The organism is Paraburkholderia sp. DD10 (assembly GCF_049177125.1).
In the GTDB taxonomy this organism is placed as follows: Bacteria; Pseudomonadota; Gammaproteobacteria; order Burkholderiales; family Burkholderiaceae; genus Paraburkholderia; species Paraburkholderia terricola.
The window spans coordinates 2,795,095-2,821,427 of the sequence record NZ_CP185393.1 but is presented as its reverse complement, the minus strand read 5'-3'; the positions used below and the strand labels follow the sequence as shown (position 1 = coordinate 2,821,427).

General features: G+C 63.0%; 24 protein-coding genes and 1 other RNA gene. 21 read left to right on the top strand and 4 right to left on the bottom strand.

Features of this window, described 5'->3' with window-relative positions:
- Window positions 1-97 precede the first annotated feature (97 nt).
- From leuS to ACOCG7_RS27990, 5 genes are all read left to right on the top strand, one after another.
- Window positions 98-2,689, top strand: a complete 2,592-nt coding sequence (gene leuS, locus ACOCG7_RS28010) for a leucine--tRNA ligase (protein ID WP_083083141.1) — start codon at window positions 98-100, stop codon at window positions 2,687-2,689.
- Between the two features lie 154 nt (window positions 2,690-2,843).
- Window positions 2,844-3,395: an LPS assembly lipoprotein LptE gene (gene lptE / locus ACOCG7_RS28005; RefSeq protein ID WP_073429118.1), complete on the top strand. Its 552-nt coding sequence runs from the start codon at window positions 2,844-2,846 to the stop codon at window positions 3,393-3,395.
- Between the two features lie 54 nt (window positions 3,396-3,449).
- Window positions 3,450-4,571 (top strand): DNA polymerase III subunit delta, encoded by a 1,122-nt coding sequence (gene holA / locus ACOCG7_RS28000; RefSeq protein ID WP_083083143.1) that lies wholly within the window; start codon window positions 3,450-3,452, stop codon window positions 4,569-4,571.
- 236 nt (window positions 4,572-4,807) lie between these two features.
- Window positions 4,808-6,079 carry a glutamate-5-semialdehyde dehydrogenase gene (locus tag ACOCG7_RS27995; protein ID WP_083083145.1) on the top strand — a complete coding sequence of 424 codons (1,272 nt, stop codon included), beginning with the start codon at window positions 4,808-4,810 and terminating at the stop codon, window positions 6,077-6,079.
- A gap of 106 nt (window positions 6,080-6,185) precedes the next feature.
- Window positions 6,186-6,602 carry a CopD family protein gene (locus ACOCG7_RS27990; protein WP_083083147.1) on the top strand — a complete coding sequence of 139 codons (417 nt, stop codon included), beginning with the start codon at window positions 6,186-6,188 and terminating at the stop codon, window positions 6,600-6,602.
- A gap of 21 nt (window positions 6,603-6,623) precedes the next feature.
- On the opposite strand, the gene ACOCG7_RS27985 is transcribed toward ACOCG7_RS27990, so the two are convergent.
- Window positions 6,624-7,469 carry a MurR/RpiR family transcriptional regulator gene (locus ACOCG7_RS27985; RefSeq protein ID WP_073429114.1) on the bottom strand — a complete coding sequence of 282 codons (846 nt, stop codon included), beginning with the start codon at window positions 7,467-7,469 and terminating at the stop codon, window positions 6,624-6,626.
- A gap of 315 nt (window positions 7,470-7,784) precedes the next feature.
- Here ACOCG7_RS27985 and edd point away from each other — a divergent pair, with 315 nt between their 5' ends.
- The 4 genes from edd to ACOCG7_RS27965 all read left to right on the top strand — a co-directional run bounded on the left by edd (window position 7,785) and on the right by ACOCG7_RS27965 (window position 12,488).
- A complete protein-coding gene (gene edd, locus ACOCG7_RS27980; RefSeq protein WP_073429113.1) occupies window positions 7,785-9,695 on the top strand; it encodes a phosphogluconate dehydratase in 1,911 nt (636 codons plus the stop codon).
- Window positions 9,696-9,697: 2 nt separating this feature from the next.
- The gene (gene eda / locus ACOCG7_RS27975) at window positions 9,698-10,339 is read left to right on the top strand and encodes a bifunctional 4-hydroxy-2-oxoglutarate aldolase/2-dehydro-3-deoxy-phosphogluconate aldolase (RefSeq protein ID WP_073429112.1); all 642 of its coding nucleotides are present in this window, start codon (window positions 9,698-9,700) and stop codon (window positions 10,337-10,339) included.
- 258 nt (window positions 10,340-10,597) lie between these two features.
- Window positions 10,598-11,983, top strand: coding sequence for a GntP family permease (locus tag ACOCG7_RS27970; protein WP_073429111.1), 1,386 nt, complete (start codon window positions 10,598-10,600; stop codon window positions 11,981-11,983).
- 10 nt (window positions 11,984-11,993) lie between these two features.
- Window positions 11,994-12,488, top strand: a complete 495-nt coding sequence (locus ACOCG7_RS27965) for a gluconokinase (protein WP_073429110.1) — start codon at window positions 11,994-11,996, stop codon at window positions 12,486-12,488.
- Window positions 12,489-12,577: 89 nt separating this feature from the next.
- On the opposite strand, the gene purB is transcribed toward ACOCG7_RS27965, so the two are convergent.
- Window positions 12,578-13,966 (bottom strand): adenylosuccinate lyase, encoded by a 1,389-nt coding sequence (purB, locus tag ACOCG7_RS27960; RefSeq protein WP_073429109.1) that lies wholly within the window; start codon window positions 13,964-13,966, stop codon window positions 12,578-12,580.
- A 162-nt stretch (window positions 13,967-14,128) separates the two neighbouring features.
- On the opposite strand from purB, the gene ACOCG7_RS27955 reads away from it, so the two are divergent.
- The 6 genes from ACOCG7_RS27955 to ACOCG7_RS27930 all read left to right on the top strand — a co-directional run bounded on the left by ACOCG7_RS27955 (window position 14,129) and on the right by ACOCG7_RS27930 (window position 19,949).
- Window positions 14,129-15,091 (top strand): LysR family transcriptional regulator, encoded by a 963-nt coding sequence (locus ACOCG7_RS27955; protein ID WP_083083151.1) that lies wholly within the window; start codon window positions 14,129-14,131, stop codon window positions 15,089-15,091.
- Window positions 15,092-15,230: 139 nt separating this feature from the next.
- Complete coding sequence (locus ACOCG7_RS27950) at window positions 15,231-16,544, top strand: Glu/Leu/Phe/Val family dehydrogenase (protein WP_083083153.1); 1,314 nt, start codon at window positions 15,231-15,233, stop codon at window positions 16,542-16,544.
- A gap of 291 nt (window positions 16,545-16,835) precedes the next feature.
- Entirely contained in the window at window positions 16,836-17,729 is an 894-nt protein-coding gene (locus tag ACOCG7_RS27945) for a glutamate/aspartate ABC transporter substrate-binding protein (protein ID WP_073429106.1), read from the top strand.
- 80 nt (window positions 17,730-17,809) lie between these two features.
- On the top strand, window positions 17,810-18,550 hold the full coding sequence (locus ACOCG7_RS27940; RefSeq protein WP_073429105.1) for an amino acid ABC transporter permease: 741 nt from the start codon (window positions 17,810-17,812) through the stop codon (window positions 18,548-18,550).
- Window positions 18,550-19,227, top strand: coding sequence for a glutamate/aspartate ABC transporter permease GltK (gltK, locus tag ACOCG7_RS27935; RefSeq protein WP_073429104.1), 678 nt, complete (start codon window positions 18,550-18,552; stop codon window positions 19,225-19,227). The genes ACOCG7_RS27940 and gltK overlap by 1 nt, the downstream gene beginning before the upstream one ends.
- Complete coding sequence (locus ACOCG7_RS27930; protein WP_073429103.1) at window positions 19,224-19,949, top strand: amino acid ABC transporter ATP-binding protein; 726 nt, start codon at window positions 19,224-19,226, stop codon at window positions 19,947-19,949. The genes gltK and ACOCG7_RS27930 overlap by 4 nt, the downstream gene beginning before the upstream one ends.
- 134 nt (window positions 19,950-20,083) lie before the next feature.
- On the opposite strand, the gene ACOCG7_RS27925 is transcribed toward ACOCG7_RS27930, so the two are convergent.
- The gene (locus ACOCG7_RS27925; protein WP_073429102.1) at window positions 20,084-21,022 is read right to left on the bottom strand and encodes a class II glutamine amidotransferase; all 939 of its coding nucleotides are present in this window, start codon (window positions 21,020-21,022) and stop codon (window positions 20,084-20,086) included.
- Between the two features lie 164 nt (window positions 21,023-21,186).
- Between ACOCG7_RS27925 and pyrC the strand changes: the two genes are divergently transcribed.
- The 3 genes from pyrC to rnpB all read left to right on the top strand — a co-directional run bounded on the left by pyrC (window position 21,187) and on the right by rnpB (window position 23,618).
- On the top strand, window positions 21,187-22,248 hold the full coding sequence (pyrC, locus tag ACOCG7_RS27920; RefSeq protein ID WP_083083155.1) for a dihydroorotase: 1,062 nt from the start codon (window positions 21,187-21,189) through the stop codon (window positions 22,246-22,248).
- Between the two features lie 11 nt (window positions 22,249-22,259).
- The gene (locus ACOCG7_RS27915) at window positions 22,260-23,096 is read left to right on the top strand and encodes a DUF3025 domain-containing protein (RefSeq protein WP_073429100.1); all 837 of its coding nucleotides are present in this window, start codon (window positions 22,260-22,262) and stop codon (window positions 23,094-23,096) included.
- A 108-nt stretch (window positions 23,097-23,204) separates the two neighbouring features.
- Window positions 23,205-23,618, top strand: an RNA gene (gene rnpB / locus ACOCG7_RS27910) — RNase P RNA component class A.
- Between the two features lie 110 nt (window positions 23,619-23,728).
- Here rnpB and ACOCG7_RS27905 read toward each other — a convergent pair.
- Window positions 23,729-24,151: an OsmC family protein gene (locus tag ACOCG7_RS27905; RefSeq protein WP_073429099.1), complete on the bottom strand. Its 423-nt coding sequence runs from the start codon at window positions 24,149-24,151 to the stop codon at window positions 23,729-23,731.
- A 673-nt stretch (window positions 24,152-24,824) separates the two neighbouring features.
- Between ACOCG7_RS27905 and rplM the strand changes: the two genes are divergently transcribed.
- The 3 genes from rplM (at window position 24,825) to erpA (ending at window position 26,290) form a co-directional block, all read left to right on the top strand.
- The gene (rplM, locus tag ACOCG7_RS27900; RefSeq protein WP_020069304.1) at window positions 24,825-25,253 is read left to right on the top strand and encodes a 50S ribosomal protein L13; all 429 of its coding nucleotides are present in this window, start codon (window positions 24,825-24,827) and stop codon (window positions 25,251-25,253) included.
- Window positions 25,254-25,264: 11 nt separating this feature from the next.
- Complete coding sequence (gene rpsI, locus ACOCG7_RS27895; RefSeq protein WP_073429098.1) at window positions 25,265-25,657, top strand: 30S ribosomal protein S9; 393 nt, start codon at window positions 25,265-25,267, stop codon at window positions 25,655-25,657.
- Between the two features lie 267 nt (window positions 25,658-25,924).
- Window positions 25,925-26,290, top strand: coding sequence for an iron-sulfur cluster insertion protein ErpA (erpA, locus tag ACOCG7_RS27890; RefSeq protein WP_073429097.1), 366 nt, complete (start codon window positions 25,925-25,927; stop codon window positions 26,288-26,290).
- Window positions 26,291-26,333 lie beyond the last annotated feature (43 nt).

The following is a 26,333-nucleotide window of genomic DNA, read 5'->3' as shown; positions in this document are numbered from 1 at the left end:
GCCCTTTCCCCCGCAGAAGGGGAAACGACGCCATTTCATCCAGCAGAGCACCAAGCGGCCGGTGCGAAAGCACCGAACCCAGCGACACCATCACACCATGCACGAAAAATACGTTCCCTCCGACGTCGAATCCGCCGCGCAAGGGCAATGGCGCGCGATCGACGCGTACAAGACGACGGAAACCGCCAGCAAGCCCAAGTTCTATTGCGTCTCGATGCTGCCGTACCCGTCGGGCAAGCTGCACATGGGGCACGTGCGCAACTACACGATCAATGACGTGATGTACCGCTATTTGCGGATGAACGGCTACAACGTGCTGATGCCGATGGGTTGGGACGCGTTCGGCATGCCGGCGGAAAACGCTGCGATGGCCAACAACGTGCCGCCCGCCAAGTGGACCTACGACAACATCGCTTACATGAAGAAGCAGATGCAGTCGATGGGCCTCGCAATCGACTGGTCGCGTGAAGTCGCCACTTGCAGCCCCGATTACTACAAGTGGAATCAGTGGCTGTTCCTGAAGATGCTCGAAAAGGGCATCGCGTACAAGAAAACCGGCACCGTCAACTGGGACCCGGTCGATCAGACCGTGCTCGCCAACGAGCAGGTGATCGACGGACGCGGCTGGCGTTCGGGCGCGCTGGTCGAAAAGCGCGAAATCCCGATGTACTACCTGCGCATCACCGATTACGCGGATGAACTGCTGAACGACCTCGAAGGCCTCGGCTGGCCCGAGCGCGTAAAGATCATGCAGCAGAACTGGATCGGCAAGAGCTTCGGCGTGAACTTCGGCTTCCCGTATGAAATCGACGGCGAACAGAAGCTGTTGCGCGTGTTCACCACGCGCGCCGACACGATCATGGGCGTGACTTTCGCCGCGATCGCCGCCGAGCATCCGCTCGCCACGCATCTCGCGCAAGACAAGCCGGAACTGCAAGCCTTCATCGAGGAGTGCAAGCGTGGCGGCGTGGCTGAAGCCGACATCGCGACGATGGAAAAGAAGGGCATGGCCACCGGCTTTTACGTCACGCATCCGCTGACGCACGAACAGGTGGAAGTGTGGATCGGCAACTACGTGCTGATGAGCTACGGCGAAGGCGCTGTGATGGGTGTGCCGGCGCACGACGAGCGCGACTTCGCGTTCGTGAAGAAATACGGTTTGCCGGTCAAGCAGGTGGTGGCTGTCGAAGGCAAGGCATTCTCGACGGACGCCTGGCAAGAATGGTACGGCGATAAAACCGGCACGCTGGTCAACAGCGGCAAGTACGACGGCCTCGACTACGAGCAGGCGGTCGATGCGATCGCCGCCGATCTGAAGCAGCTCGGCCTCGGCGACAAGCAGATCACGTGGCGCCTGCGCGATTGGGGCGTGTCGCGCCAGCGTTACTGGGGCACGCCGATTCCGATCATCCACTGCCCGACTTGCGGCGATGTGCCGGTGCCGGAACAAGACTTGCCGGTGGTGTTGCCGGAAGACCTCGTGCCGGACGGCACGGGCAACCCGCTCGCCAAGTCGGAGGCATTCGTGAATTGCACGTGCCCGACCTGCGGCGGCGCGGCGCGGCGCGAAACCGACACGATGGACACGTTCGTCGATTCGGCCTGGTACTTCTACCGTTATGCGGCGCCGGACGCGAGGACCATGGTCGACGAGCGCACCGATTACTGGGCGCCGATGGACCAGTACATCGGCGGGATCGAGCACGCGATTCTGCACCTTTTGTACTCGCGCTTCTGGGCGAAGGTGATGCGCGACATGGGCCTGGTCAAGTTCGGCGAGCCGGCCAAAAATCTGCTCACGCAGGGCATGGTGCTCAACGAAACCTACTACCGCGAAAACGAAGCGGGCAAGAAAACCTGGTACAACCCGGCCGAGGTCACCGTTTCGTTCGACGACAAGGGCCGCCCGGTCGGCGCCGTGCTGAACGCGGACGGTCAGCCGGTGGTGCTCGGCGGCGTCGAGAAGATGTCGAAGTCGAAGAACAACGGCGTCGATCCGCAATTGCTGATCGATCAGCACGGCGCGGACACCGCGCGTCTGTTCGTGATGTTCGCGGCACCGCCCGAGCAGCAGCTGGAATGGTCCGGTTCGGGCGTGGAAGGCGCGAGCCGTTTCCTGCGCCGCGTGTGGAGCTTCGGCCACGCGAACGAGGCAGCGTTGCGCGCGGGCGGCAAGTTCGATGCCGCGCAACTCGGCGAGACCGACAAGGCGCTGCGCCGCGAGATTTATAGCGTGCTGAAGCAGGCCGACTTCGACTACCAGCGCTTGCAGTACAACACGGTCGTATCGGCGGCGATGAAGATGCTCAACGCGCTCGACAGCGCGAAGAGCGCCCTGCCGGGCGTGCTGCGCGAAACCTACGGCGTGATGCTGCGCGTGCTGTATCCGGTCGTGCCGCACCTCACGTTCCAGTTGTGGCGCGAACTCGGTTACGCCGACGAATTCGGCTCGCTGCTCGACGCGCCGTGGCCGAAGGTCGACGAGAAGGCGCTGGAGCAGGCCGAGATCGAACTCGTGCTGCAGGTGAACGGCAAGGTGCGCGGCGCGCTGACGGTGGCGAAAGACGCCTCGCGTGAAGCGGTCGAACAACTCGCGGTCGCTCACGAGATGGTCGCGAAGTTCAGCGAAGGCAAGGCGCCGAAGAAAATCGTCGTGGTGCCGGGCCGCCTCGTGAACGTCGTCGTTTGAGCGCCACCAGGGAAACTTCGCGCGGAGCGGAAAACCTTGGGGTGGCCCGGCGTTTTCTCGTGAAGATCCATCAAGACACGACAGCAGGCAGGACGCCGCCACATGCGGCGGCGCTTGTCCTCGCTGCGGAATCTACTGCGAACCAGGAGCCAATGTGACTCGCAGATCGTTATTGACGCTGGCTTGCAGCGTGCTGATGTTGTCCGCCTGCGGCTTCCAACTGCGCGGCCAGCAGGACTACGCGTTCAAACGTCTCTATATCTCCGGCGGTTCGGCCGCGGCGGGCGCGCGGCTTACGCGCATGGTGCAAGGCGGCAGCGACACGGTGGTGGTCAAGTCGCCCGCGAATGCCGACGCAACGCTGCTGATCTCGGAGAACCGCGGCATCAGCACGCTGACGCTCAACTCGCTGGGTGTCGTCGCGGAGTATCAATTGAATCTCTCGATGAACTACACGCTGACCGGCAAGGACGGCACGATCCTGATTCCGCCGAGCGTGATCGCGCTGAACCGGGCGATGACCTATAGCGACCAGTATTCGCAGGCGAAGGCGGCTGAGTCCGACATTCTTTTCGCCGACATGGAGAACGACGCGATAGACCAGCTCACGCGGCGTCTCGAGATCGTGAAGTCGCTGCATCCCGCGCCGGGTCAGGAAGCGCCGGCGGTTGCGCCGCGCGCGCCTTTGCCGCCGCCGCCGCTGTGAGCGCCGTATTTCGATTCACTTGCCGCACCTGTTCAACCTCGCCGATCGGTAGCCATGCAACTCCGACTTGACGCGCTCGAAGCGCATCTCGCCAAGGGACTCGCCGGCCTCTACGTCGTGTACGGCGACGAGCACCTGCTCGCGCAGGAAGCGTGCGACCGGATTCGCGCCACCGCGCGCGCGGCCGGCTTCACCGACCGCTCGGTGTTCACCGTCGAGCGGGGTTTCGACTGGAGTTCGCTGCTCGGCGCGAGCCAGTCGATGTCGTTGTTCGGCGACCGTCAACTGGTCGAGTTGCGCATTCCGTCGGGCAAGCCCGGCAAGGAAGGCGCCGACGCGCTGAAGGCGCTTGCCGCCGCCGTCAACGATGACGTCCTGACGATGATCACACTGCCGCGGCTCGACGCGGCCACGCAGAAGTCGGGGTGGTTCACGGCGTTGGCCGAAGCCGGCGTCGCGTTGAAGATCGATCCCGTCGAGCGCGCGCAGTTGCCGAATTGGGTGGGGCAGCGGCTCGCCGCTCAAGGGCAGCGAGTGGCCGCAGGCGAGGAAGGGCGGCGCGCGCTCGCGTTCATCGCCGAGCGCGTGGAAGGTAATCTGCTTGCCGCGCATCAGGAAATCCAGAAGCTGGGCCTGCTGTATCCGGCCGGGTCGCTGAGTTTCGAGCAGGTTCAGGACGCCGTGCTGAACGTCGCGCGTTACGACGTTTTCAAATTGAACGAAGCGATGCTCGCGGGCGACGTCGGCCGCTTGACGCGCATGCTAGACGGTCTGCGCGGCGAAGGCGAGGCCGCGGTGCTGGTGTTGTGGGCGGTCGTGGAAGAAGTGCGCACGCTGCTGCGGATCAAGCGCGGTGTCGCGGCCGGCAAGCCGCTCGCGATGCTGGTGCGCGAGAACCGCGTGTGGGGCCCGCGTGAGCGGCTGATCGGGCCGGCGTTGTCGCGCGTCACCGAGAGCGCCCTGGAGAAGGCGCTCGCGTTGGCGGCGCGCCTCGACCGGCAGGTGAAGGGTTTGTCGGGCGGCACGCCGGGCAATCATCGCAACGACCCGCCGCCCGATCCGTGGAACGGACTGTTCGAACTGGCCATGACGGTGGCGTCGCCGGCAAAAGCGGTGCCTGTGCCGCCGCCGCGACCTCGCACCGCGGCTGTTGCGCCGGGGCGAAGGCCCGGCTGATTGGGCATGGCTCGCGCGCTGACCCGGCGAGCGGTGAAGGTAGGCTGATGTCCGCCGCCGATGCCGGCACGTACCGCTTGCATCGCTCCCACGCCCAGGCGGCGCAATATGAAGTCCCCCGCATTGCCGTTCGGTGGCGCAAGCAAAGCACCGCCGCCCGACTTACAATCGTTTGATCTTTCGCTAATTCTGCCCGTCCGCCGCACGTGAACGTGCGCGGCACCACGAGAATCACCATGGATATCGACCAGTACATGACCGACCTCGGCCGCCGCGCCCGCCACGCTTCGCGTGCGATGGCGCGGGCGTCGACGGCGGCCAGGAACGCCGCGCTTGCCGCCGTCGCCCAGGCGATCGAACGTGACACCGCGTTGCTGAAGGAAGCCAATGCGCGCGACGTCGCCCGTGCATGCGAAAAGGGTCTCGACGCCGCTTTCATCGATCGCCTCACGCTGTCGGACAAGGCGTTGAAGACGATGGTCGAAGGCTTGCGGCAAGTCGCCGCGCTCGCCGATCCGATCGGCGAAATCAGCAATCTGAAGTACCGGCCGAGCGGCATCCAGGTCGGCCAGATGCGCGTGCCGCTGGGGGTGATCGGCATCATCTACGAATCGCGTCCCAACGTGACGATCGACGCCGCCGCGCTCTGCCTGAAATCGGGCAACGCGACGATCCTGCGTGGCGGTTCCGAGGCACTCGAATGCAACACCGCGCTGGCGAAGCTGATCGGCGAAGGCTTGGCGGCGGCCGGTTTGCCGCCGGACGCCGTACAGGTAGTCGCCACCTCCGACCGCGCCGCGGTGGGCAAGCTGATCACGATGACCGAATACGTCGACGTGATCGTGCCGCGCGGCGGCAAGAGCCTGATCGAGCGCCTGATGAACGAAGCGCGCGTGCCGATGATCAAGCACCTCGACGGCATCTGCCACGTGTATGTCGACGATCGCGCCGATCTGGCCAAGGCGCTGACCGTCTGCGATAACGCGAAGACGCACCGCTACGGCACCTGCAACACGATGGAAACGCTGCTGGTGGCGCGCGGTATCGCGGCCGAAGTGCTGCCGCCGCTTGGCAAGCTGTACCGCGGCAAGGAAGTCGAGCTGCGGGTGGATGCCGCGGCGCGCGCGGTGCTGGCGGAAGCCGGCGTCGGCCCGCTGGTCGATGCCACCGAGGAAGACTGGCGCACCGAATATCTCGCGCCGGTGCTGGCGATCAAGGTGGTCGACGGTGTCGACGCGGCGATCGAACATATCAACGAGTACAGCTCGCGGCACACCGACGCGATCGTTACGGAAGACCACGACCGCGCAATGCGCTTCCTGCGCGAAGTGGATTCGGCGAGCGTGATGGTGAACGCGTCAACGCGTTTCGCGGACGGCTTCGAATTCGGGTTGGGCGCGGAAATCGGCATTTCGAACGACAAGCTGCACGCGCGCGGACCGGTGGGGCTCGAAGGGCTGACGTCGCTCAAATACATCGTGCTGGGGCACGGCGAAGGGCGGCAATAAAAACCGCGCCGCCGCCCCGGTTTCTCCGCACAAGCACAACCACAAGCGCGCCGCCGAGCGCGCTTCTTTTCGCGCCAACGCGTTATACGAACGACAAGGACCGCCGATGCTTTGGGTAAAAACGTTTCACATCGTCCTGATTGCTTCCTGGTTTGCCGGTCTGTTCTATCTGCCGCGCATCTTCGTCAATCTGGCGATGGAAACGGAGCCCGCCGCGACGGCGCGACTGTTGACGATGGCGCGCAAGCTGTTTCGCTTCATGACGTTTATCGCGGTGCCGGCGCTCGCGTGCGGGCTGTGGTTGTGGCTCGCGGTGGGAATCGGGCGCGGGCAGGGCTGGATTCACGCGAAGGTGGGCGTGGTGCTGCTGCTCATCGTTTACCACGCCTATTGCGGCGTGTTGCTGCGCAGGTTCGAGCGCGGCGAGAATCGGCGGACGGACAAGTGGTATCGGATGTTCAATGAGCTGCCGGTACTGGGGATGCTGGCAGCGGTCGCGTTGGTGGTGATCAAGCCGTTCTGAGAAAGCTTCGGACCCGGTCGCTCAAACCTCCCCATCGATCCTCAATCGGGCGATCACCCCTTTCGCCTGCCCCACCCGTTCCACCAGATCGGGTCCACGCTTGAGCGCGACGCCGACCGCCAGAATGTCGCCGATCGCCAGATGCGACATGCGCGAAGTCATCGGCGAGAACACGTCGGTTTCCTCCACGACGTTCGAGAACAGGCAGATCGTCGCGACCCGCGCCAGCGGCGAATTGCCATGCGTGATCGCGATCACCTTCGCGCCGCGAGCCAGCGCCGAGCGCGCGGCTTCGATGATGTCGCGGGTCCGGCCCGTGTTGGAAACCGCCACCACCACGTCGCCGGGACCGAGCAGCGCCGCCGACATCGAATAGGTGTGCGGGTCGGAGTAAGCGACGCTCGGCATGCCGAGCCGGAAGAACTTGTGCTGAATGTCCTGCGCGGCAATGCCCGAGCCGCCCGCCCCGTAGAACTCGATGCGCGCCGCGTTCGCCAGCAATTCGACGGCCGCTTCGACGCTATCCGGCGACAGGCTGTTGCGCACCTGGATCAGCGTGCCGATGGTTCGGTCGAAGACCTTCGCGATGAGCCCCGGCGCGCCTTCGTCCGGCCGCACGTCCCGATAGACGGTCGGCACGCCTGACGCAATGCCCTGCGCGAGCCGGATCTTGAACTCGCGAAACCCCGAGAAGCCGAGCGCGTGACAGAAACGCGCGATGGTCGGCTGGCTCACGCCGGCACGCGCGGCGACTTCCGTCATCGACAGATCGAGCACCTCGCGCGGCGACTCGATCACGTAGTCGGCCAGCTTGCGCTCGGATGGGCGCAACTGATCGCGCATCTCTTCCACTTGGGACAGCATCATCGTAAAACTCGCACTATGCTGAAGAATGCGTGGACTATATCTGATTGCCAAACAAGGTACAAAAACTACATATTCGGGTCTAGGTGTAATCCCTAGGTTCACAGGCGCAGCGCCCAACCCAAGCCAGCAGGCCGAGACGGGCGGTTCGGCGATGCCGCAGCGCAGCACGACTCGCGATTGCGACCGTGTAGTTTTTCTACTAACATTGGCGGCGTCGACTGATCCGACATCCCCCGCGATACCTGCCTGGCATAGTGCGCGCAACGCCCGCAAGTCGTCCGCAAGTCGTCTTTAGCCAGCGAAGAAGGAGCTCCGATGGTTTCCCCGCATTCGCAATTGTTGAAGGTCACCCAACGCGTGATCGAGCGCAGCAAGCCCACTCGCGAGGCTTATCTGTCGCGCATCGACCAGGCACAGGGCCGGTTCCCGGCGCGCGGCGCGCTCTCGTGCGCGAATCTGGCTCACGGCTTTGCCGGGCTGGAGGGCCGCGACAAACTCGCCATCAAGGCGATCCGCGAGCCGAACATCGGCATCGTGTCGTCGTATAACGAAATGCTGTCGGCGCACGCGCCGTACAAAAACTACCCGGACATCATCAAGGAAGCCGCGCGTGAAAACGGCGGCGTCGCGCAATTCGCGGGCGGCGTGCCCGCCATGTGCGACGGCGTCACGCAAGGCAACGCGGGCATGGAGCTGTCGCTGTTCTCGCGCGAGGTGATCGCGATGAGCACCGCGGTCGCGCTCACGCACAACATGTTCGACGCGGCGCTGTGCCTCGGCATCTGCGACAAGATCGTGCCCGGTCTTTTGATCGGCGCGCTGCAATTCGGCCATCTGCCGACGATTTTCGTGCCGGCCGGCCCGATGGGCAGCGGCCTCTCGAACGACGAGAAAGCCAAGACGCGTCAGCTTTTCGCCACCGGCCAGTGCGGCCGCGATGCGCTGCTCGAAGCGGAAGCCGCCGCGTATCACAGCCACGGCACCTGCACGTTCTACGGCACCGCGAACAGCAACCAGATGCTGATGGAAGTGATGGGCCTGCATCTGCCGGGCTCGGCGTTCGTGCATCCGCACACGCCGCTGCGCGACGCGCTGACCGCGCAAGCCGCGCGTCGCGTGCTCGATCTGACGGTGGAGCGCGGCAACTACATGCCGATCGGGCACGTGATCGACGAGAAGGCGATCGTCAACGGCATCGTCGCGTTGCTGGCCACGGGCGGTTCGACCAATCACACGCTGCACCTAGTGGCGATTGCGCGCGCGGCGGGCATCGTGATCGACTGGGACGACTTCGACACGCTGTCGCAAGCGGTGCCGCTGCTCGCCAAGATTTATCCGAACGGCAAGGCCGACGTGAACCATTTCCACGCGGCCGGTGGCGTCGCGTTCCTCGTTCGCAATCTGCTGGAAGGCGGCTTGCTGCACGAAGACGTGAACACGGTCGCGGGCAAGGGCCTGAAGCACTACACCGAGGAGCCGAAGCTGCTCGACGGCAAGCTGCAATGGGTGCCGGGCACGGCCGAAAGCGCGGACACCGCGGTGCTGCGCGGCATCAAGGAGCCGTTCCAGCCGGACGGCGGCTTGCGTCTGATGCAGGGCAAGCTCGGCCGCGGCGTGATCAAGATTTCGGCGGTGGCGGCGCAGCATCGCAAGGTGAAGGCGCCGGCCATCGTGTTCGATTCGCAGGAAGCCGTGCAGGAAGCATTCGACAACGGCGAGCTGAAGCGCGACTTCATCGCCGTCGTGCGTTTTCAGGGCGCGCGGGCAAACGGCATGCCCGAACTGCATCGTTTGACGCCGCTGCTCGGCGTGTTGCAGGATCAAGGCTTCCATGTGGCCCTGGTCACCGACGGCCGCATGTCGGGCGCCTCGGGCAAGGTGCCCGCGGTGATTCACCTGTCGCCGGAAGCATTGCTGCAAGGCCCGATCGGCAAGGTCCGCACCGGCGACATGCTGGTGATCGACGCGGAAGCCGGCGTGCTCGATATCGAAATCGACGCGGCCGAATGGGCCGCGCGGCCGGGCGCCGTGCCGCGGCATCAGGCGGAAAACGAAGTCGGCTTCGGCCGTGAACTGTTCGGCGTGTTCCGTGCGGCGGCGGCGCCCGCGGAGCAGGGCGCGTCGGTGTTCGGCCCGATGGTGGGCGAGCGCGGCGCGCACCAGCACGGCCATGCACACACCAGCACCACTCAAGCCAGCCAAGCGCTGCAGAAACAAGGAGTCTGACCATGACCTCGAAAACAGTAAGCGATATCGTGCGCCTCGGCCCGGTGATTCCGGTGCTCGCGTTCGACTCCGTCGAACAGGGCGAGCATGTGTCGCGCGCGCTGCACGCGGGTGGCGTGAAGGTGCTCGAAATCACGCTGCGCACCGCGGCGGGCCTCGAAGCGATCGAACGCGCGAGCCAGTTGGCCGAGGACATCGTGGTCGGCGTCGGCACGATCACGAAGCCCGAGCATTGCGCGCAGGCGAAGAAAGCCGGCGCGAAGTTCGGCGTCTCGCCGGGGCTGACCAAAGACATGCACAAGGCCGCGCAGGACGCCGGCTTGCCGCTGCTGCCGGGTGTCATGACGCCGACCGACATCATCACCGCGCTCGAACTCGGCTACGAGATCGTGAAGTTTTTCCCGGCCCAACAGGCGGGCGGGGTGCCGATGCTGCAAGCGTTCCACGGCCCGTTCCCGACGCTGAAGTTCTGCCCGACCGGCGGCATCACGGCCGAAACGGCCCCGAATTTCCTGGCGCTGCCGAACGTGGTGTGCGTGGGCGGCTCATGGCTCACACCGAAGGCCGCGCTCGCCTCGCAGCACTGGGACGAAGTCACGCGTCTCGCGCGTGCGGCCAGCCAACTGGCGGCGCCTGCGCATTGAGTTTTCACTGAACCGAAGCGGCGCGCGATTCCGTGTCATCCCCGTCTTGCCTGCAAGGAGCCTCGTCGATATAGCCACCACGGCTGTCGCGGCGGGGCTTCTTTCGATATGCGTGCTGGATTCGCGCGCCTTCAGGCAGAACAGCAAGTAAAATTCAGCGTCCGCGCGGCGAGCCGGTTTTTCCGGCATCGCCGCTGGCCACCACGAGACGAGGTGCCAGCCGTGCGCACCCACAACCAATAACGAAGGAGGAGCTTCATGGAAGCTGTTCACGGCAGCATGCTGCTGGTCTACGCGGTGATCGCCATCGCCTTGCTGATCCTGCTGATCACCCGCTACAAGATTTACCCGCTACTCGTCCTGATCATCGTGTCGTTGCTGCTGGGCCTCGTGTCCGGCATGCCGATCGGCACCATCGTCAAATCGTTCGAAACCGGCAACGGCAACACGCTCGGGCACATCGCGGTGGTGGTCGGCCTCGGCACGATGCTCGGCAAGATGATGGCCGAATCCGGCGGCGCCGAACGCATCGCCACCACGCTGATCGACTGGTTCGGCGAGAAGAATATTCATTGGGCGATGATGGTCGTGGCGATCATCGTCGGCTTGCCGGTGTTCTTCGAGGTCGGCTTCGTACTGCTGATTCCGATCGCGTTCAACGTCGCGAAGCGCACCAACAAATCGCTGCTGCTGGTCGGCTTGCCGATGGTCGCGGGGCTTTCCGTCGTGCACGGGCTGATTCCGCCGCACCCGGCCGCCATGCTCGCGGTGCAGCAGTATCACGCCGATATCGGCAAGACGATCGCCTATGGGCTGATCGTCGGCGTGCCGACCGCGATCGTCGCGGGCCCGCTGTTCGCGTTGCTGATCAACCGCTTCATCAAGCTGCCGAAGGACAATCCGCTCGCCGCGCAATTTGTCGGCCATGACGAGCTTGGCATGAACGGCGCGCAGAATGCGGCGCCGAAGCGGGAGTTGCCGGGCTTCGGCGTGACGCTCTTCACGATCCTGCTGCCGGTGATCCTGATGCTGGTCGGCAGTTGGGCCGATCTCGTATTCACGCCGAAAACGCTGGCGAACGACCTGCTGCATTTCGTCGGCAATTCGGACGTCGCGCTGCTGATCGCCGTGCTGGTCAGCTTCTGGACCTTCGGTGCGAGCCGCGGTTTCAACCGCGAGCAGATCCAGAAGTTCTGCGGCGAATGTCTCGCGCCGATCGCGGGCATTACGCTGATCGTCGGTGCGGGCGGCGGTTTCGGGCGGGTGCTGATGGATAGCGGCATTTCGAAGGAAATCGTCGGCGTGGCGACGGCGATGCATCTGTCGCCGCTGCTGTTCGGCTGGCTGGTGGCCGCGTTGATTCGCCTCGCCACGGGTTCGGCAACGGTCGCGATGACCACCGCCTGCGGTATCGTCGCGCCGATCGCGGCGGCCAGCGGCGTGCAGGTCACGCCGGAATTGATGGTGCTCGCCACCGGCTCCGGCTCGCTGATCTTTTCGCATGTGAACGACGGCGGTTTCTGGCTGATCAAGGAGTACTTCGGTATGACGGTGGGGCAGACCTTCAAGACATGGTCGCTCCTCGAGACCATCATCTCGGTGATGGGTTTGGCGTTGACCTTCGCATTGTCGACGGTCGTGTAAGGAGTTTTTGATGATTTTGATCGCAATGGGCGTGTCGGGCGCCGGCAAGACGAGGATTGGCGAAATGCTGGCGGAACGCCTGCAGTGCGCGTTCACCGACGGCGACGCGTTTCACAGCGCCGCCAACAAGGAGAAAATGCACCAGGGCATTCCGCTCACCGACGAGGACCGTTGGCCCTGGCTGAAAACCATCCGCGCCGCGATCGAAGAAAAGCAGAAGGCGGGCGAGACGGCGGTGTTCACGTGTTCGTCGCTCAAGCGCTCGTATCGCGACGTGCTGCGCGACGGCGACAAGGATGTGTGCTTCGTCTACCTGAAGGGTTCGCGCGAAGTGCTGGAACAGCGTTTGACGATGCGCACCGGCCACTTCTTCGATCCGTCGCTGCTGCAAAGCCAGCTCGATACGCTCGAGGAGCCGGGCCCGGATGAGGCGATCACGGTGAGCATCGAGTTGTCGCCCGAGGCGATCATCGACGATGTGTTGAAGCAGGTCCAATCGCGGTGAGCGGTTAGCTGACGTGGAATGAAAAAAGGCGCTCCGTGGAGCGCCTTTTTCATGCCCGGGTTTTCATGTCATGAGCCCCGGCGGGAAGCTCAGGCAATCCGCTTCGCCAGTTCGACCGCCTTGCCGATGTACGAAGCCGGCGTCATCGCGAGCAAGCGATCCTTCGCGTCTTGCGGGATCGCAAGGCCGCTGACGAACGTTTGCAGCGCCTCGCGCGTGATGCCCTTGCCGCGCGTCAATTCCTTCAACTGCTCGTAAGGATTCTCGATGCCGTAGCGGCGCATCACCGTTTGCACCGGCTCGGCCAGCACTTCCCAGCAATTGTCGAGATCTTCGTTCAGGCGCTGCGCGTTCACTTCGAGCTTGTCGAGACCGCGGATCAGCGAGTCGTACGCGAGCAGCGAGTAACCGAACGCGACCCCCATATTGCGCAGCACCGTCGAGTCGGTCAGGTCGCGCTGCCAGCGCGAAACCGGCAGCTTGTCGGCGAGGTGGCGCAGCGTGGCGTTTGCCAGGCCGAGATTGCCTTCCGAGTTTTCGAAGTCGATCGGATTGACCTTGTGCGGCATCGTCGACGAACCGATCTCGCCGGCCTTCGTGCGCTGCTTGAAGTAGCCGACCGAGATGTAGCCCCACACGTCGCGGTCCAGATCCAGCAGGATCGTATTGGCGCGCGACACGGCGTCGAACAGTTCGGCCATGTAGTCGTGCGGCTCGATCTGGATCGTGTACGGATTGAACGTGAGCTTCAGACGCTGCTCGACCACTTCACGCGAGAACGCTTCCCAGTCGAACTCGGGATAGGCGGACAGATGCGCGTTGAAGTTGCCGACCGCGCCGTTCATCTTGCCGAGCAGTTCGACCTTCGCGACACGGTCGATCGCGCGTTCCAGGCGCGCGGCGACGTTGGCGATTTCCTTGCCGAGCGTGGTCGGGCTCGCCGGCTGGCCGTGCGTGCGCGAGAGCATCGGCTGTTCGGCGTGCGCATGCGCGAGCGCGACGAGGCGCTGATGCACCGAGCGCAGCGCGGGCAAAATGACGTGCTCGCGCGCGCCGGCCAGCATCAGCCCGTGCGACGTATTGTTGATGTCTTCGGACGTGCAGGCAAAGTGAATGAACTCGCTGGCGCGCTCCAGTTCTTCCTGACCTTTCACCGATTCCTTCAGCCAGTACTCGACCGCTTTCACGTCGTGATTCGTCACGCGCTCGATTTCCTTGATGCGCGCGGCGTCGTGCGCGGTGAAGCGCTCGGCCAGTTGCAGCAGGAATTGCTCGGAGGCTTCGGAAAAGCGCGGCACTTCGGCGAAACCCGCGCGCGAGAGCGCGATCAGCCAGTGAATTTCGACCGTCACGCGATTGCGCATGAATGCGGCTTCCGAAAGCCAGTCGCGCAGGGCTTCGGTTTTCGCGGCGTAGCGGCCGTCGAGCGGGGAGAGCGCGTTCAGCGCGAACAGGGTGTCGGGGCGGGTGTCGGACATGATGGGGGCTGACGCAAGGATGAAAAACGCGGAGGAAACTGCGGGAACCGCGAATTTTACCACCGGACGGTGCCGCTCCTGATTTCCGCTCCCGCCCGCGACCCGCATGGCGGCACGATCTAGAATGCTGACTTCTTCTCTCCCGCCGGCGGCAGGCTACGCATGGAACTGAAATGGCTCGAAGACTTCGTTTCGCTCGCGGAAACGCGCAGTTTCAGCCGTTCGGCCGAATTACGCCACGTCACCCAGCCGGCGTTTTCCCGGCGCATTCAGGCGCTCGAAGCGTGGCTCGGCACTGAACTGATCGACCGTTCCGTTTATCCGACGCGGCTCACGGCGGCCGGTCAGGTTTTCAACGAGCAGGCGCTCGCGATGCTGTCGCAGTTCCACGAGGCGCGCGCGTTGCTGCGCGGCCATACGGCGACGCCGCAAGCGACCATCGAGTTCGCGGTGCCGCACACGCTGTCGCTCACGTACTTTCCGCGCTGGCTGCAGCGCATCGAAGCGCAGATGGGCACGATCCACACGCGACTGCGCGCGCTGAACGTGCACGACGCGGCGTTGTCGCTGGTGGAGGGCGGCTGCGATCTGATGATGGGCTATCACCACCCGAGCCATCCGGTCGCGCTCGACCCTGCCCGCTACGACATGCTGACGCTCGGCAACGAGCCGATCAGTCCGTTCTCGGCGCCGGGCCGCGCCGGCCGTCCGCGCCATACGCTGCCGGGCACCGCCGAGGCGTCCACGCCGTATCTGTCGTACACGCCGAACGCGTATCTGGGCCGCATGACCGAGGTGATCCTCGCCAACGCGCCGGAGCGCCTGTACCTCGACCGGCTCTACGAAACCGACATGGCCGAGGGACTCAAGGCGATGGCGCTGGCCGGCCACGGCGTCGCGTTCCTGCCGCATAGCGCGGTGGAGGACGCGGTCGCCGAGGGCAAGCTGATCCGTCTCGATCGCGCGACGCGCGGCACGCCGGAAGGGCAACTCACGCTGACCATGGAGATTCGCCTCTACCGCGACAAACTGGCGGCGAAGAGCGACGATGCCCGGCAGGTACTCGTGCGGCGGTTGTGGGAGGTCGTCGCCGAGGAACTGGCGCATGGCGCGGATGCCCGCTGAAAAACATGCTTTGCCGCGACGTGGATTTGCGGCTTTCCGATGGTTATGCAAATAAAACATAATCGGATAAGGAAACGGCATTGGATTTCAAAATGGCGTTTTTCCACAATGCTGCTATTCGATCAACGCCGGAGCGTTCATGTCTTCCCAGCAGCAAGCCGCACAATCCGCCGCAACGTTGCAGTCCATTCCCTCCTACCTCAACAGCGAAGACCTCGGCCCCTGGGGCAACTACCTGCGTCAGGTCGACCGCGTCGCGCCGTACCTCGGCTCGCTGTCCCGCTGGCTCGAAACCCTGAAGCGCCCGAAGCGCATCCTGATCGTCGACGTGCCTATCGAACTCGATAACGGCACCGTCGCGCACTTCGAGGGCTATCGCGTGCAGCACAACGTGTCGCGCGGTCCGGGCAAGGGCGGCGTGCGCTATCACCAGGACGTGACGCTGTCGGAAGTGATGGCGCTGTCCGCGTGGATGTCGGTGAAGAACGCGGCGGTGAACGTACCTTACGGCGGCGCCAAGGGCGGCATCCGCGTCGACCCGCGCACCTTGTCGCGTGGCGAACTGGAGCGCATGACGCGCCGCTACACGAGTGAAATCGGCATCATCATCGGACCGAACACCGACATTCCCGCGCCGGACGTGAACACGAACGAGCAGATCATGGCGTGGATGATGGACACCTACTCGATGAACCAGGGCCAAACGGCGACCGGCGTCGTGACGGGCAAGCCGATCACGCTGGGTGGTTCGCTGGGCCGCCGCGAGGCGACGGGCCGCGGCGTGTACGTGGTCGGCTGCGAAGCGGCGCGCCGCATCGGCTTCGATATCGAAGGCGCGCGCATCGCCGTGCAAGGCTTCGGCAACGTGGGCGGCATCGCCGCGCGTCTGTTCCAGGAAGCGGGCGCGAAGGTGGTCGCGGTGCAGGATCACACCGGCTCGCTGTACAAGTCGACCGGTATCGATGCGGTCGCCTTGCTCGAACACGTGGCGAAGACGGGCGGCGTGGGCGGCTTCCCCGAAGCGGATGCCGTGACGAACGAGGAATTCTGGACCGTCGAGTCCGACATCCTGATTCCGGCCGCGCTGGAAAACCAGATCACCGAAAAGAACGCCGGCAAGATCAGGACGAAGATCATCGTGGAAGGCGCCAACGGCCCGACCACCACGGCGGCGGACGACATCCTGCACGATCGCGGCATTCTCGTGATTCCGGACGTCGTGGCCAATGCGGGCGGCGTGACGGTGTCGTACTTCGAATGGGTGCAGGATTTCTCGAGCTTCTTCTGGACCGAGGACGAAATCAACCAGCGCCTCGAGCGCGTGATGCGAGAAGCATTCGCCGCGGTGTGGCAGGTGTCGAGCGAGCAGAACGTCTCCGTGCGTACCGCGGCGTTTATCGTCGCGTGTAAGCGGATTCTGCAAGCGCGCGAAATGCGCGGCCTGTATCCCTGATCGGTTTGCGTGAACGGCGGCTCCGCCACCCGCGGACCCGCTCGAATACGCTTGCTTCAACGCGGTTCACAAGACCGCGTGTTTTACCCGGCGGGCGGCATCGTATCGATGCCGCCCGCATTCGCATGCCCGTAAAGCTTGACTGATTGGGTTAAGGCGCTGTAAACCATAGCGGCGCGCGCCCCGAAGCAAGTCCCCTTTGGGCGAGACGCAACAAACATGGTTTATAGCCATACTTTCAGAATAATTACTTTGCTAAACTGGCGCCGGTTCTTGCCAAGGAGATCACAAATGAAGGTTAAAAAAGCTGCGCTGCTGCTCGCGACTCTCGGACTGTTTACGGTTGGCGCGCATGCGCAAGACGCCGGTACGCTGAAAAAGATCAAGGACACGGGCGTCATTTCGCTGGGCCATCGCGAATCGTCGATCCCGTTCTCGTATTACGACGACAAGCAGAATGTCATCGGCTATTCGCAGGAATTCGCGCTGAAAGTGGTTGAGGCGGTCAAGCAGAAGCTGAACATGCCTGGCCTGAAGGTCAAGCTGACGCCGGTTACGTCGCAAAACCGTATTCCGCTGGTGCAGAACGGCACCGTCGACATGGAATGCGGTTCGACCACGAATAACGCCGAGCGCCAGCAACAGGTCGCATTCTCCAACACGATCTTCGTGATCGGCACACGCTTGATGACCAAGAAAGACTCCGGCATCAAGGACTGGGCCGACCTGAAGGGCAAGACGGTCGTCACGACCGCCGGCACCACCTCCGAGCGCCTGCTTCGCAAGATGAACCAGGACAAGAGCATGGGCATGAACATCATCAGCGCGAAGGATCATGGCGAGTCGTTCCTGACGCTCTCCACCGGCCGCGCCGCCGCGTTCATGATGGACGACGCGCTGCTGGCAGGCGAACGCGCGAAATCGAACAAGCCGGACGACTTCGTGATCGTCGGCGCGCCGCAATCGCACGAAGCGTACGGCTGCATGATTCGCAAGAACGATCCGGAGTTCAAGAAGGTTGTCGACGACGCGATCGCGAAGGTCGAAACCTCGGGCGAAGCCAGTCAGATCTACAAGAAGTGGTTCGAATCGCCGATTCCGCCGAAGGGCCTGAACCTGAACTTCCCGGAAAGCGACGACATCAAGGCGCTCTACAAGAGCCCGAATGACAAGGCTATCGATTAAACCTTAGCTGTTTTTGAATTGCTGAACGAAACGGAAGGGGCCGCACGCTTCTTCCGTTTCTTTTTGCTGGAGTCTTGGTCATGTCATATCACTGGAACTGGGGCATTCTGCTGAGTCCGGTCTCGACCGGCGAGCCGACCACCTATCTGGGCTGGCTGATGTCCGGCTTCTGGGTGACGATTACCGTGTCGCTGTCGGCATGGGTGATCGCGCTGATCGTCGGCTCGCTGTTCGGCGTGCTGCGCACGGTGCCGAACAAATGGGCGTCGGGCATCGGCACGCTCTATGTCGCGATTTTCCGCAACATCCCGCTGATCGTGCAGTTCTTCATCTGGTATCTGGTGATACCGGAGTTGCTGCCCGTGTCGATCGGCACCTGGTACAAGCAACTGCCGCCGAGTGCGCAGTTCTTCTCATCGTCGATTATCTGTCTCGGACTGTTCACCGCGGCGCGCGTGTGCGAGCAGGTGCGCTCGGGCATCAACGCGTTGCCGCGCGGCCAGCGCGCCGCGGGCCTGGCAATGGGCTTCACGCAATGGCAGACGTATCGCTACGTGCTGTTGCCGGTCGCGTACCGCATCATCGTGCCGCCGCTTACGTCCGAGTTTCTGAATATTTTCAAGAACTCGGCGGTTGCGTCGACCATCGGTCTGCTGGATCTGTCCGCGCAGGCGCGCCAACTGGTCGACTACACGTCGCAGACGTATGAGTCGTTCATCGCGGTCACGCTGGCGTATGTGTTGATCAATCTGATCGTGATGCAACTGATGCGCTGGGTCGAAGCCAAGACCCGGTTGCCCGGCTATATCGGAGGCAAGTGATGCACCATTTCGACTGGAGCGGTATTCCGGGCGCACTGCCTACGCTGTGGACCGGCGCCATCGTTACCATCAAGATCACCCTGATCGCGATCGTGATCGGCATCATCTGGGGCACGGTGCTCGCCATGTTGCGGTTGTCGTCGTTCAAGCCTTTCGAGTGGTTCGCGAAGGGCTACGTCACGATCTTCCGTTCGATCCCGCTGGTGATGGTTCTGCTGTGGTTCTTCCTGATCGTGCCGCAGGTGTTGCAGAACGTGCTCGGGCTCTCGCCCGATATCGATATTCGCCTCGCGTCGGCAATGGTCGCTTTCTCGCTGTTCGAGGCGGCGTACTATTCCGAGATCATTCGCGCCGGCATCCAGTCGGTGCCGCGCGGGCAGGTCAATGCGTCGTTCGCGCTCGGCATGAACTACGCGCAGGCCATGCGTCTCGTGGTGCTGCCGCAGGCATTCCGCGCAATGGTGCCGCTTCTGCTCACGCAAGGCATCGTGCTGTTTCAGGATACGTCGCTCGTCTACGTGATCAGCCTCGCCGACTTCTTCCGCACCGCCACGAATATTGGCGACCGTGACGGCACGAATGTCGAGATGGTACTGTTCGCTGGCGCGTGTTATTTCGTGATCTGTGTGGTCGCGTCGAGCCTCGTCAAAGGTCTTCAGAAAAAGGTCGCAAGATGATCTCTATCAAGAATGTTTCGAAGTGGTACGGTCAATTTCAAGTACTGACCGACTGCACGACGGAAGTCAAAAAGGGTGAAGTGGTGGTGGTGTGCGGGCCGTCGGGTTCGGGCAAGTCCACGCTGATCAAAACCGTCAATGGCCTCGAGCCGTTCCAGAAGGGCGAGATCGTCATCAACGGCCAGTCGCTCACCGACAAGAAAACCAATCTCTCGAAGTTGCGCGCGAAAGTCGGCATGGTGTTCCAGCATTTCGAATTGTTCCCGCATCTGTCGATCGTGCAGAACCTGACGCTCGCGCAGATCAAGGTGCTGGGCCGCTCGAACGAGGAAGCCACGACCAAGGGCTACAAGCTGCTCGATCGCGTGGGTTTGCGTGCGCACGCGGACAAGTATCCGGGGCAGTTGTCGGGCGGGCAGCAGCAGCGCGTGGCGATTGCACGCGCGTTGTCGATGGACCCGATCGCGATGCTGTTCGACGAGCCGACCTCGGCGCTCGATCCTGAGATGATCAACGAAGTGCTCGACGTGATGGTCGAACTCGCGCAGGAAGGCATGACGATGATGTGCGTCACGCACGAAATGGGCTTTGCGAAGAAGGTCGCGCATCGCGTGATCTTCATGGATAAGGGCTTGATCGTCGAAGACGACCGCAAGGAAGATTTTTTCGCGAACCCGAAGTCGGATCGCGCGAAGGATTTTCTGGCGAAAATCCTTCACTGAGTCTTTTGCGGCCGCGCGGTTTATTGGGCGCGGCCCTTGCCGGGAGAAAAAGAAAAGCCGCTTCGGGGACGAAGCGGCTTTTTCATGTGCGGCGCGCGGACTGTCGACGCCTGCGAGTGCAGGCGCGTCGTGGCTCAGGATTCGAACGCGGCGGCGTCGTCGGCCGCTTCGAGATCGACTTCGGCCTCCGTCCCGGCAGGACTGGCGGGTTCGACCGAAGCCGCTATCGTGCTCACCGAGGCCGACGCATCCAGCGCCGGATTCCGCAGCTTCTCGAGTACCGAGGCCGGCACCGGCACGTTGACGCGGCCGATGACGTCGCCGTGCTGGAACATCAGCAGATCGCCCGGTTCGAACGCGGTCCACACTTCGTTGTCGGTCAGCGGCTTGGTTGCGATCACCGCGACCCGGTCTTCCGGCGTGGTGTATTTGGCGAAGTCGATCGAGACGTCCGCGTCGACCAGATGCGCAGTGGAAAACGGCCAGCGCCGCACGATGTAGTGCAGGTGCGTCGAGCAATGCGCAAACAGCGCCTGGCCGTTCGACATCAGGAAATTGAACACGCCGAATTGCGTGATCTCACGCGTGAGCGTTTCAAGCGCGGCGAACAGTTCGTCGAGCGGCGGCTGCGTGCCGGGGAAAGCCTTGCGCAAGCCTTGCAACAGCGCACAGAACGCGAGCTCGCTATCGGTCGTGCCGACCGGCTGATAAACGCCCGTCAGCGCCGGCGAGTAATCTTGCAGGTCGCCGTTATGCGCGAAGATCCAGTGGCGCCCCCACAATTCGCGCATGAACGGATGGCAGTTTTCCAGCAGGATGTGCCCTTGCGTCGCCTTGCGGATATGCGCAATGGTGTTCTTCGATTTGATCGGATAGCGCTTGACCATCTCGGCGATCGGCGAGGTGGCCGACGATTGATGGTCGATGAACAGGCGGCAGGCTTTGTCTTCGAAGAAGGCGATACCCCAGCCGTCCGCGTGGTGATCGGTGACGCCGCCGCGCGCCGCAAAGCCGGTGAACGAGAACGTGACGTCCGTTGGCGCGGCGCAGTTCATTCCGAGAAGTTGGCACATGTTGCGGGTAAGCCTGTGAACGGGGCGAGCCGTTACAATGATGAATTCCAAGCATATCACCGAGCCAGAAACGCCAAATAGCAAAATTGACGTGTGTTTAGGCTGCAATGTTGCGGTTTGAACAGGTCGATTGGCTTTTTGCCGCATAATCTCGCCCCTTCGCCATGACCGCTCCCAACGCTCCCATCGATTCCCTCACCATCGCTCGCCCGGACGACTGGCATCTGCATGTGCGCGACGGCGCGATGCTCGCCGCCGTGCTGCCGGATACCGCACGCCAGTTCGGTCGCGCGATCATCATGCCGAACCTGAAGCCGCCGGTCACCACCACGGCGATGGCGCAGGCGTACCGCGAGCGGATCATCGCCGCGATTCCGGCCGGCGCGCGGTTCGAGCCGCTGATGACCCTCTATCTGACCGACAACACGCCGCCCGACGAAATCCGCCGCGCACGCGAAAGCGGTTTCGTGCATGGCGTGAAGCTGTATCCGGCGGGCGCGACGACCAACTCCGACGCGGGCGTCACCGACATCATGAAGTGCGCGAAAACGCTCCAAGTGATGCAGGAAACCGGCATGCCGCTGCTCGTGCATGGCGAAGTGACGGATTCGTCGATCGATTTGTTCGACCGTGAAAAAGTTTTCATCGACCGCGTGATGACGCCGCTGCGCCGCGAGTTTCCGGCGCTGAAGGTGGTGTTCGAACACATCACCACGAAAGATGCGGTCGACTACATCCGCGAAGCCGGCGTGGCGCCGGGGCTGCTGGGCGCGACCATCACCGCGCATCACCTGCTGTACAACCGCAACGCGATTTTCCAGGGCGGCATTCGTCCGCATTACTACTGCTTGCCGGTGCTCAAGCGCGAGACGCATCGCGTGGCCCTGGTCGAGGCGGCCACTTCCGGCAATCCGCGTTTCTTTCTCGGCACCGACAGCGCGCCGCATCCGAAGGGTCTGAAGGAACACGCGTGCGGCTGCGCGGGTTGCTACACGGCGCTGCACGCGCTCGAGCTCTATACGGAAGCATTCGACAAAGCGGGCGCGCTGGACAAGTTCGAAGGCTTCGCCAGCTTTTTCGGCGCTGATTTTTACGGCCTGCCGCGCAGCGCGGAGAAGGTCACGCTGCGTCGCGAGGAATGGACGTTGCCGGCCGAGCTGCCGGTCGGCGACACGCCGGTTGTGCCGCTGCGTGGCGGTGAGTCGATCGCCTGGCGCCTGGTTTGAGGTCGCCTTAGATGCAGGTGCGTGACGCGGCGCGGCCAGGCTTCGCCGATATCGACTGGACGGCGCCGTGGTTCGCGCAGTTCGCCGGGCGCGGCCAGCGCTGGCAGCAGGCCGCGCTGACCAGTTACGCGGCCTTGCTCGCCGAAATGAACGCCGATGCCGGCGAGATGCGGCAGACCACCGGGCGCGGGCAGCGGCTTGCGTTCATCGCGCAAGACGATCTGCCGCCCGGCGCCGCATACGAGGCGCATATCGCGGCCACCGGCTGCGTGCCGACACGCCACAATCTGCATGACTTCTTCAACGGTTCGATGTGGTTTGCATTTCCGCGTATCAAGGCGGCGCTGAATGCGCGGCAGTCGGCGGCAATCGATGTGCTGGGCGTCGGTCCGACCCGCGGCGGCGTACGCGACACGCTGACCTTGTTCGACGAGAACGCGTTGCTGTTCGCCTGCGCCGATCCGGCATTGAGCGCCGCGTTACGCGGATTCGACTGGCGGACGCTGCTGGTTGCCCGGCGCGACGCTTGGGGTGCGAGTTGCGAAGTGCGTTGCTTCGGCCACGCGTTGCTGGAAAAGCTGATCGCGCCGTTCAAGGCCTGCACGGGGCATGCGTGGATCGTCGATGTGCCGTCCGACTATTTCCGATGGGACGCCGTGGCGCGCGACGCGTGGCTCGACGAATCCGTGAGCGCGGCGCTCCTGAACACCGACGCCTTGACGAGCCGTATGTTCGCGCCGCTTCCCGTGCTGGGCATTCCCGGCTGGTGGGCGGAGAACGAATCGCCCGCGTTTTACGACGACATTTCCGTGTTTCGGGCAGGCCGGCGCGCCGGCCAGAGGCTTTAAGGGGCTGGCGCCGGATTTCTACTGGATCCACTCATCGACTTGGCCATTCGGCTATTTCAGCGGTTCAAGCGGCTTGCCGGCTACCCAAGTGTTAAAATCCTCGCCAGCAAAGCAGGCTAGGCAGTCGCGGCCTCCGCGGCTTCGGCCAAAGAGGGCGAGGAAAGTCCGGACTCCACAGGGCAGGGTGATGGCTAACGGCCATCCGTGGCGACACGCGGAACAGGGCAACAGAAAGCAAACCGCCGATGGCCCGGCGCAAGCCGGGATCAGGTAAGGGTGAAACGGTGCGGTAAGAGCGCACCGCGGCTGCTGCAAGGCAGACCGGCACGGTAACCTCCACCCGGAGCAATTCCAAGTAGGCAGGCTAGCATCTTCGAGATGCAGGACGGGGCCCCCGTCACGTCTGCGGGTAGGAAGCTCGAGCGTGTCAGTAATGGCGCGCCTAGAGGAATGGCTGCCACGCGCGTCGCGTTTTCGGACGTGGCGCGTGCACAGAATCCGGCTTATCGGCCTGCTTTGCCACCTGATATAACAAAAATGCCGGCGTCCATGCGGACGCCGGCATTTTATTTCGTGCTTATCCTGGGCGGCGGTTAGCAGCGAGCGCGCCGAACCGCGCGCCGCGCGACTCCTTAGCCCGCGACGATGTCGAATGAGTGCGTGAGCTCGGCGGTTTTCGCGATCATGATCGACGCCGAGCAGTATTTGTCGTGCGACAGATTAATCGCACGCTCGACCGTGGCGGGGTTCAGGTTCTTGCCGGTCACGGTGAAATGAAAGTGAACCTTGGTGAACACTTTCGGGTCTTCGCTGGCGCGCTCGGCCTTCAGCGTCACCGAGCAGCCGGCGATTTCCTGGCGGCTTTTCTTCAGGATCATCACGACGTCGTAGGCGGTGCAGCCGCCGGTGCCGAGCAGAACCATTTCCATCGGGCGCGGCGCGAGATTGCGGCCGCCGCCTTCCGGCGCGCCATCCATCGTGACGAGGTGGCCGCTGCCCGTCTCGGCCGCAAACGCCATCCCGTCCTGTCCCATCCAGCTAACTTTGCATTCCATGCTGTGCTCCACCGCGCTTCGCTATGAGAGACGCATTGTAGCCCGGCGTTTGGGTGTCCGCCCGAGGCGACTTTCGCCCGAAATTATGCGAACTAGCTACTTGCGTGTTGCACTGCGGCATCCGCAGTCGGTTCGGGGAATGCCTGGGGGCTTTAGGGGTTTTACTCTAGACGGCACGTCCGCATGCGCTGGCAAAAAGGCCTTGTACCTTAATTTCAAAGGAAACTCGACGTCCGGCCTGCAACGATAGTGTTTCTCACATTGCGGGATTGCATTTCGCAATGCAAATGTTCTTGCGTTGCACAAGGGCGTCTCATATAATCGATTTCATCGGTTGCAGCAGTTCGCAACCTCCGCTGTCTCCTCCACCTCCTCCTTTGGTGGATTAAACCCGAACCGCTCGTTCGGGTTTTTTTTCGTCCGCGCCTTTTTCCGTGCGAGGCTGATTTCAGTAGGACAGCGGGCTACATAGCGCGCCTTGCCAGCCAGATCACCGCACATCTCGCGCAAACTCCCGCGCCTTTTGACTTGGTGTAGCAAATTCCTTTATAATTCAGGGCTTTTCCGCATCCGCGCCCGCGGAGGAAGAACAGGGAGAGCCTGCACGCGCCTCGATGCGCACACTACAAGCAGGAAAAAACACATTGGGCGCAGCAATTTTTTTGGATCGATCATGAAGACGTTTTCCGCAAAAGCCCATGAGGTGACGCGCGAATGGTACGTGATTGACGCGACGGATAAGGTTCTCGGGCGTGTCGCCAGCGAAGTGGCACACCGTCTTCGCGGCAAGCACAAGCCTGAATTCACTCCCCACGTCGACACCGGTGATTTCATCATCGTTATCAACGCCGGCAAGCTGAAGGTCACGGGCAACAAGGCTACTGACAAGAAGTACTATCGCCACTCGGGTTACCCGGGCGGTATCTATGAAACGACGTTCGGCAAGATGCAGGAACGCTTCCCGGGCCGTGCGCTCGAGAAAGCGGTCAAGGGCATGCTGCCGAAGGGCCCGCTGGGCTACGCGATGATCAAGAAGCTGAAGGTCTACGCTGAAGCAACGCACCCGCATTCGGCACAACAGCCGAAAGCGCTCGAGATCTAAGGGGAGCCCACATGATCGGTAACTGGAATTACGGCACGGGCCGCCGCAAGAGCGCCGTCGCACGCGTCTTCATCAAGGCAGGCAAGGGCGATATCGTTGTGAACGGCAAGCCCATCGCCGATTACTTCTCGCGCGAAACGTCGCTCATGATCGTGCGTCAGCCGCTGGAACTCACGAACCACGCCGCTACGTTCGACATCAAGGTCAACGTCACGGGTGGCGGTGAAACGGGTCAAGCCGGTGCGGTTCGCCACGGCATCACCCGCGCACTGATGGACTACGACGCAACGCTGAAGCCGCAACTGTCGCACGCCGGCTTCGTGACGCGTGATGCTCGTGAAGTCGAACGTAAGAAGGTCGGCTTCCACAAGGCACGTCGCAGGAAGCAATTCTCGAAGCGTTAATCGCTTCGGGTGCGAACCGGCTTTCGGGCTGGAGCGCTGCAAAAGCCGCCAACGCTTTCGCGAAGGCGGCTTTTTTATTGCTCGCGCGGCGTCGCTCTGTCGCGGTGGATTCAGCGCGTGGCCGGCGATTCATCCGCTCGGGCGGGCTGCTGCCGGCAATCGCGCCGCCCGTCGATTTTCGTGGAAGAACCCATTGATTTTGTGGGCTTCGGCACGATATCGAGATCAGCCCTACAATAGCGGTTAGAAGCTTTTTGGAGAGTTCGAATGAACGCAGTCACCGACACACCCGTGACCGAGATGCCCGCCCCCTTCGTTTTTACCGACGCAGCGGCTGACAAGGTCAAGCAACTGATCGAAGAAGAAGGCAATGCGGACCTCAAACTGCGCGTTTTCGTGCAGGGCGGCGGCTGCTCGGGCTTTCAGTACGGTTTTACGTTCGACGAAGCCGTTAATGAAGACGACACCATCATGAACAAGAGCGGTGTCCAGTTGCTGATCGATTCGATGAGCTACCAGTATCTGGTTGGCGCCGAAATCGACTACAAGGACGACATCAACGGCGCGCAGTTCGTCATCAAGAACCCGAACGCCACGACCACCTGCGGTTGCGGCTCGTCGTTCTCGGTTTGATGGCCGGTTAGGCGAACAAGTTGTAAATGGAAACGGGGCTTCG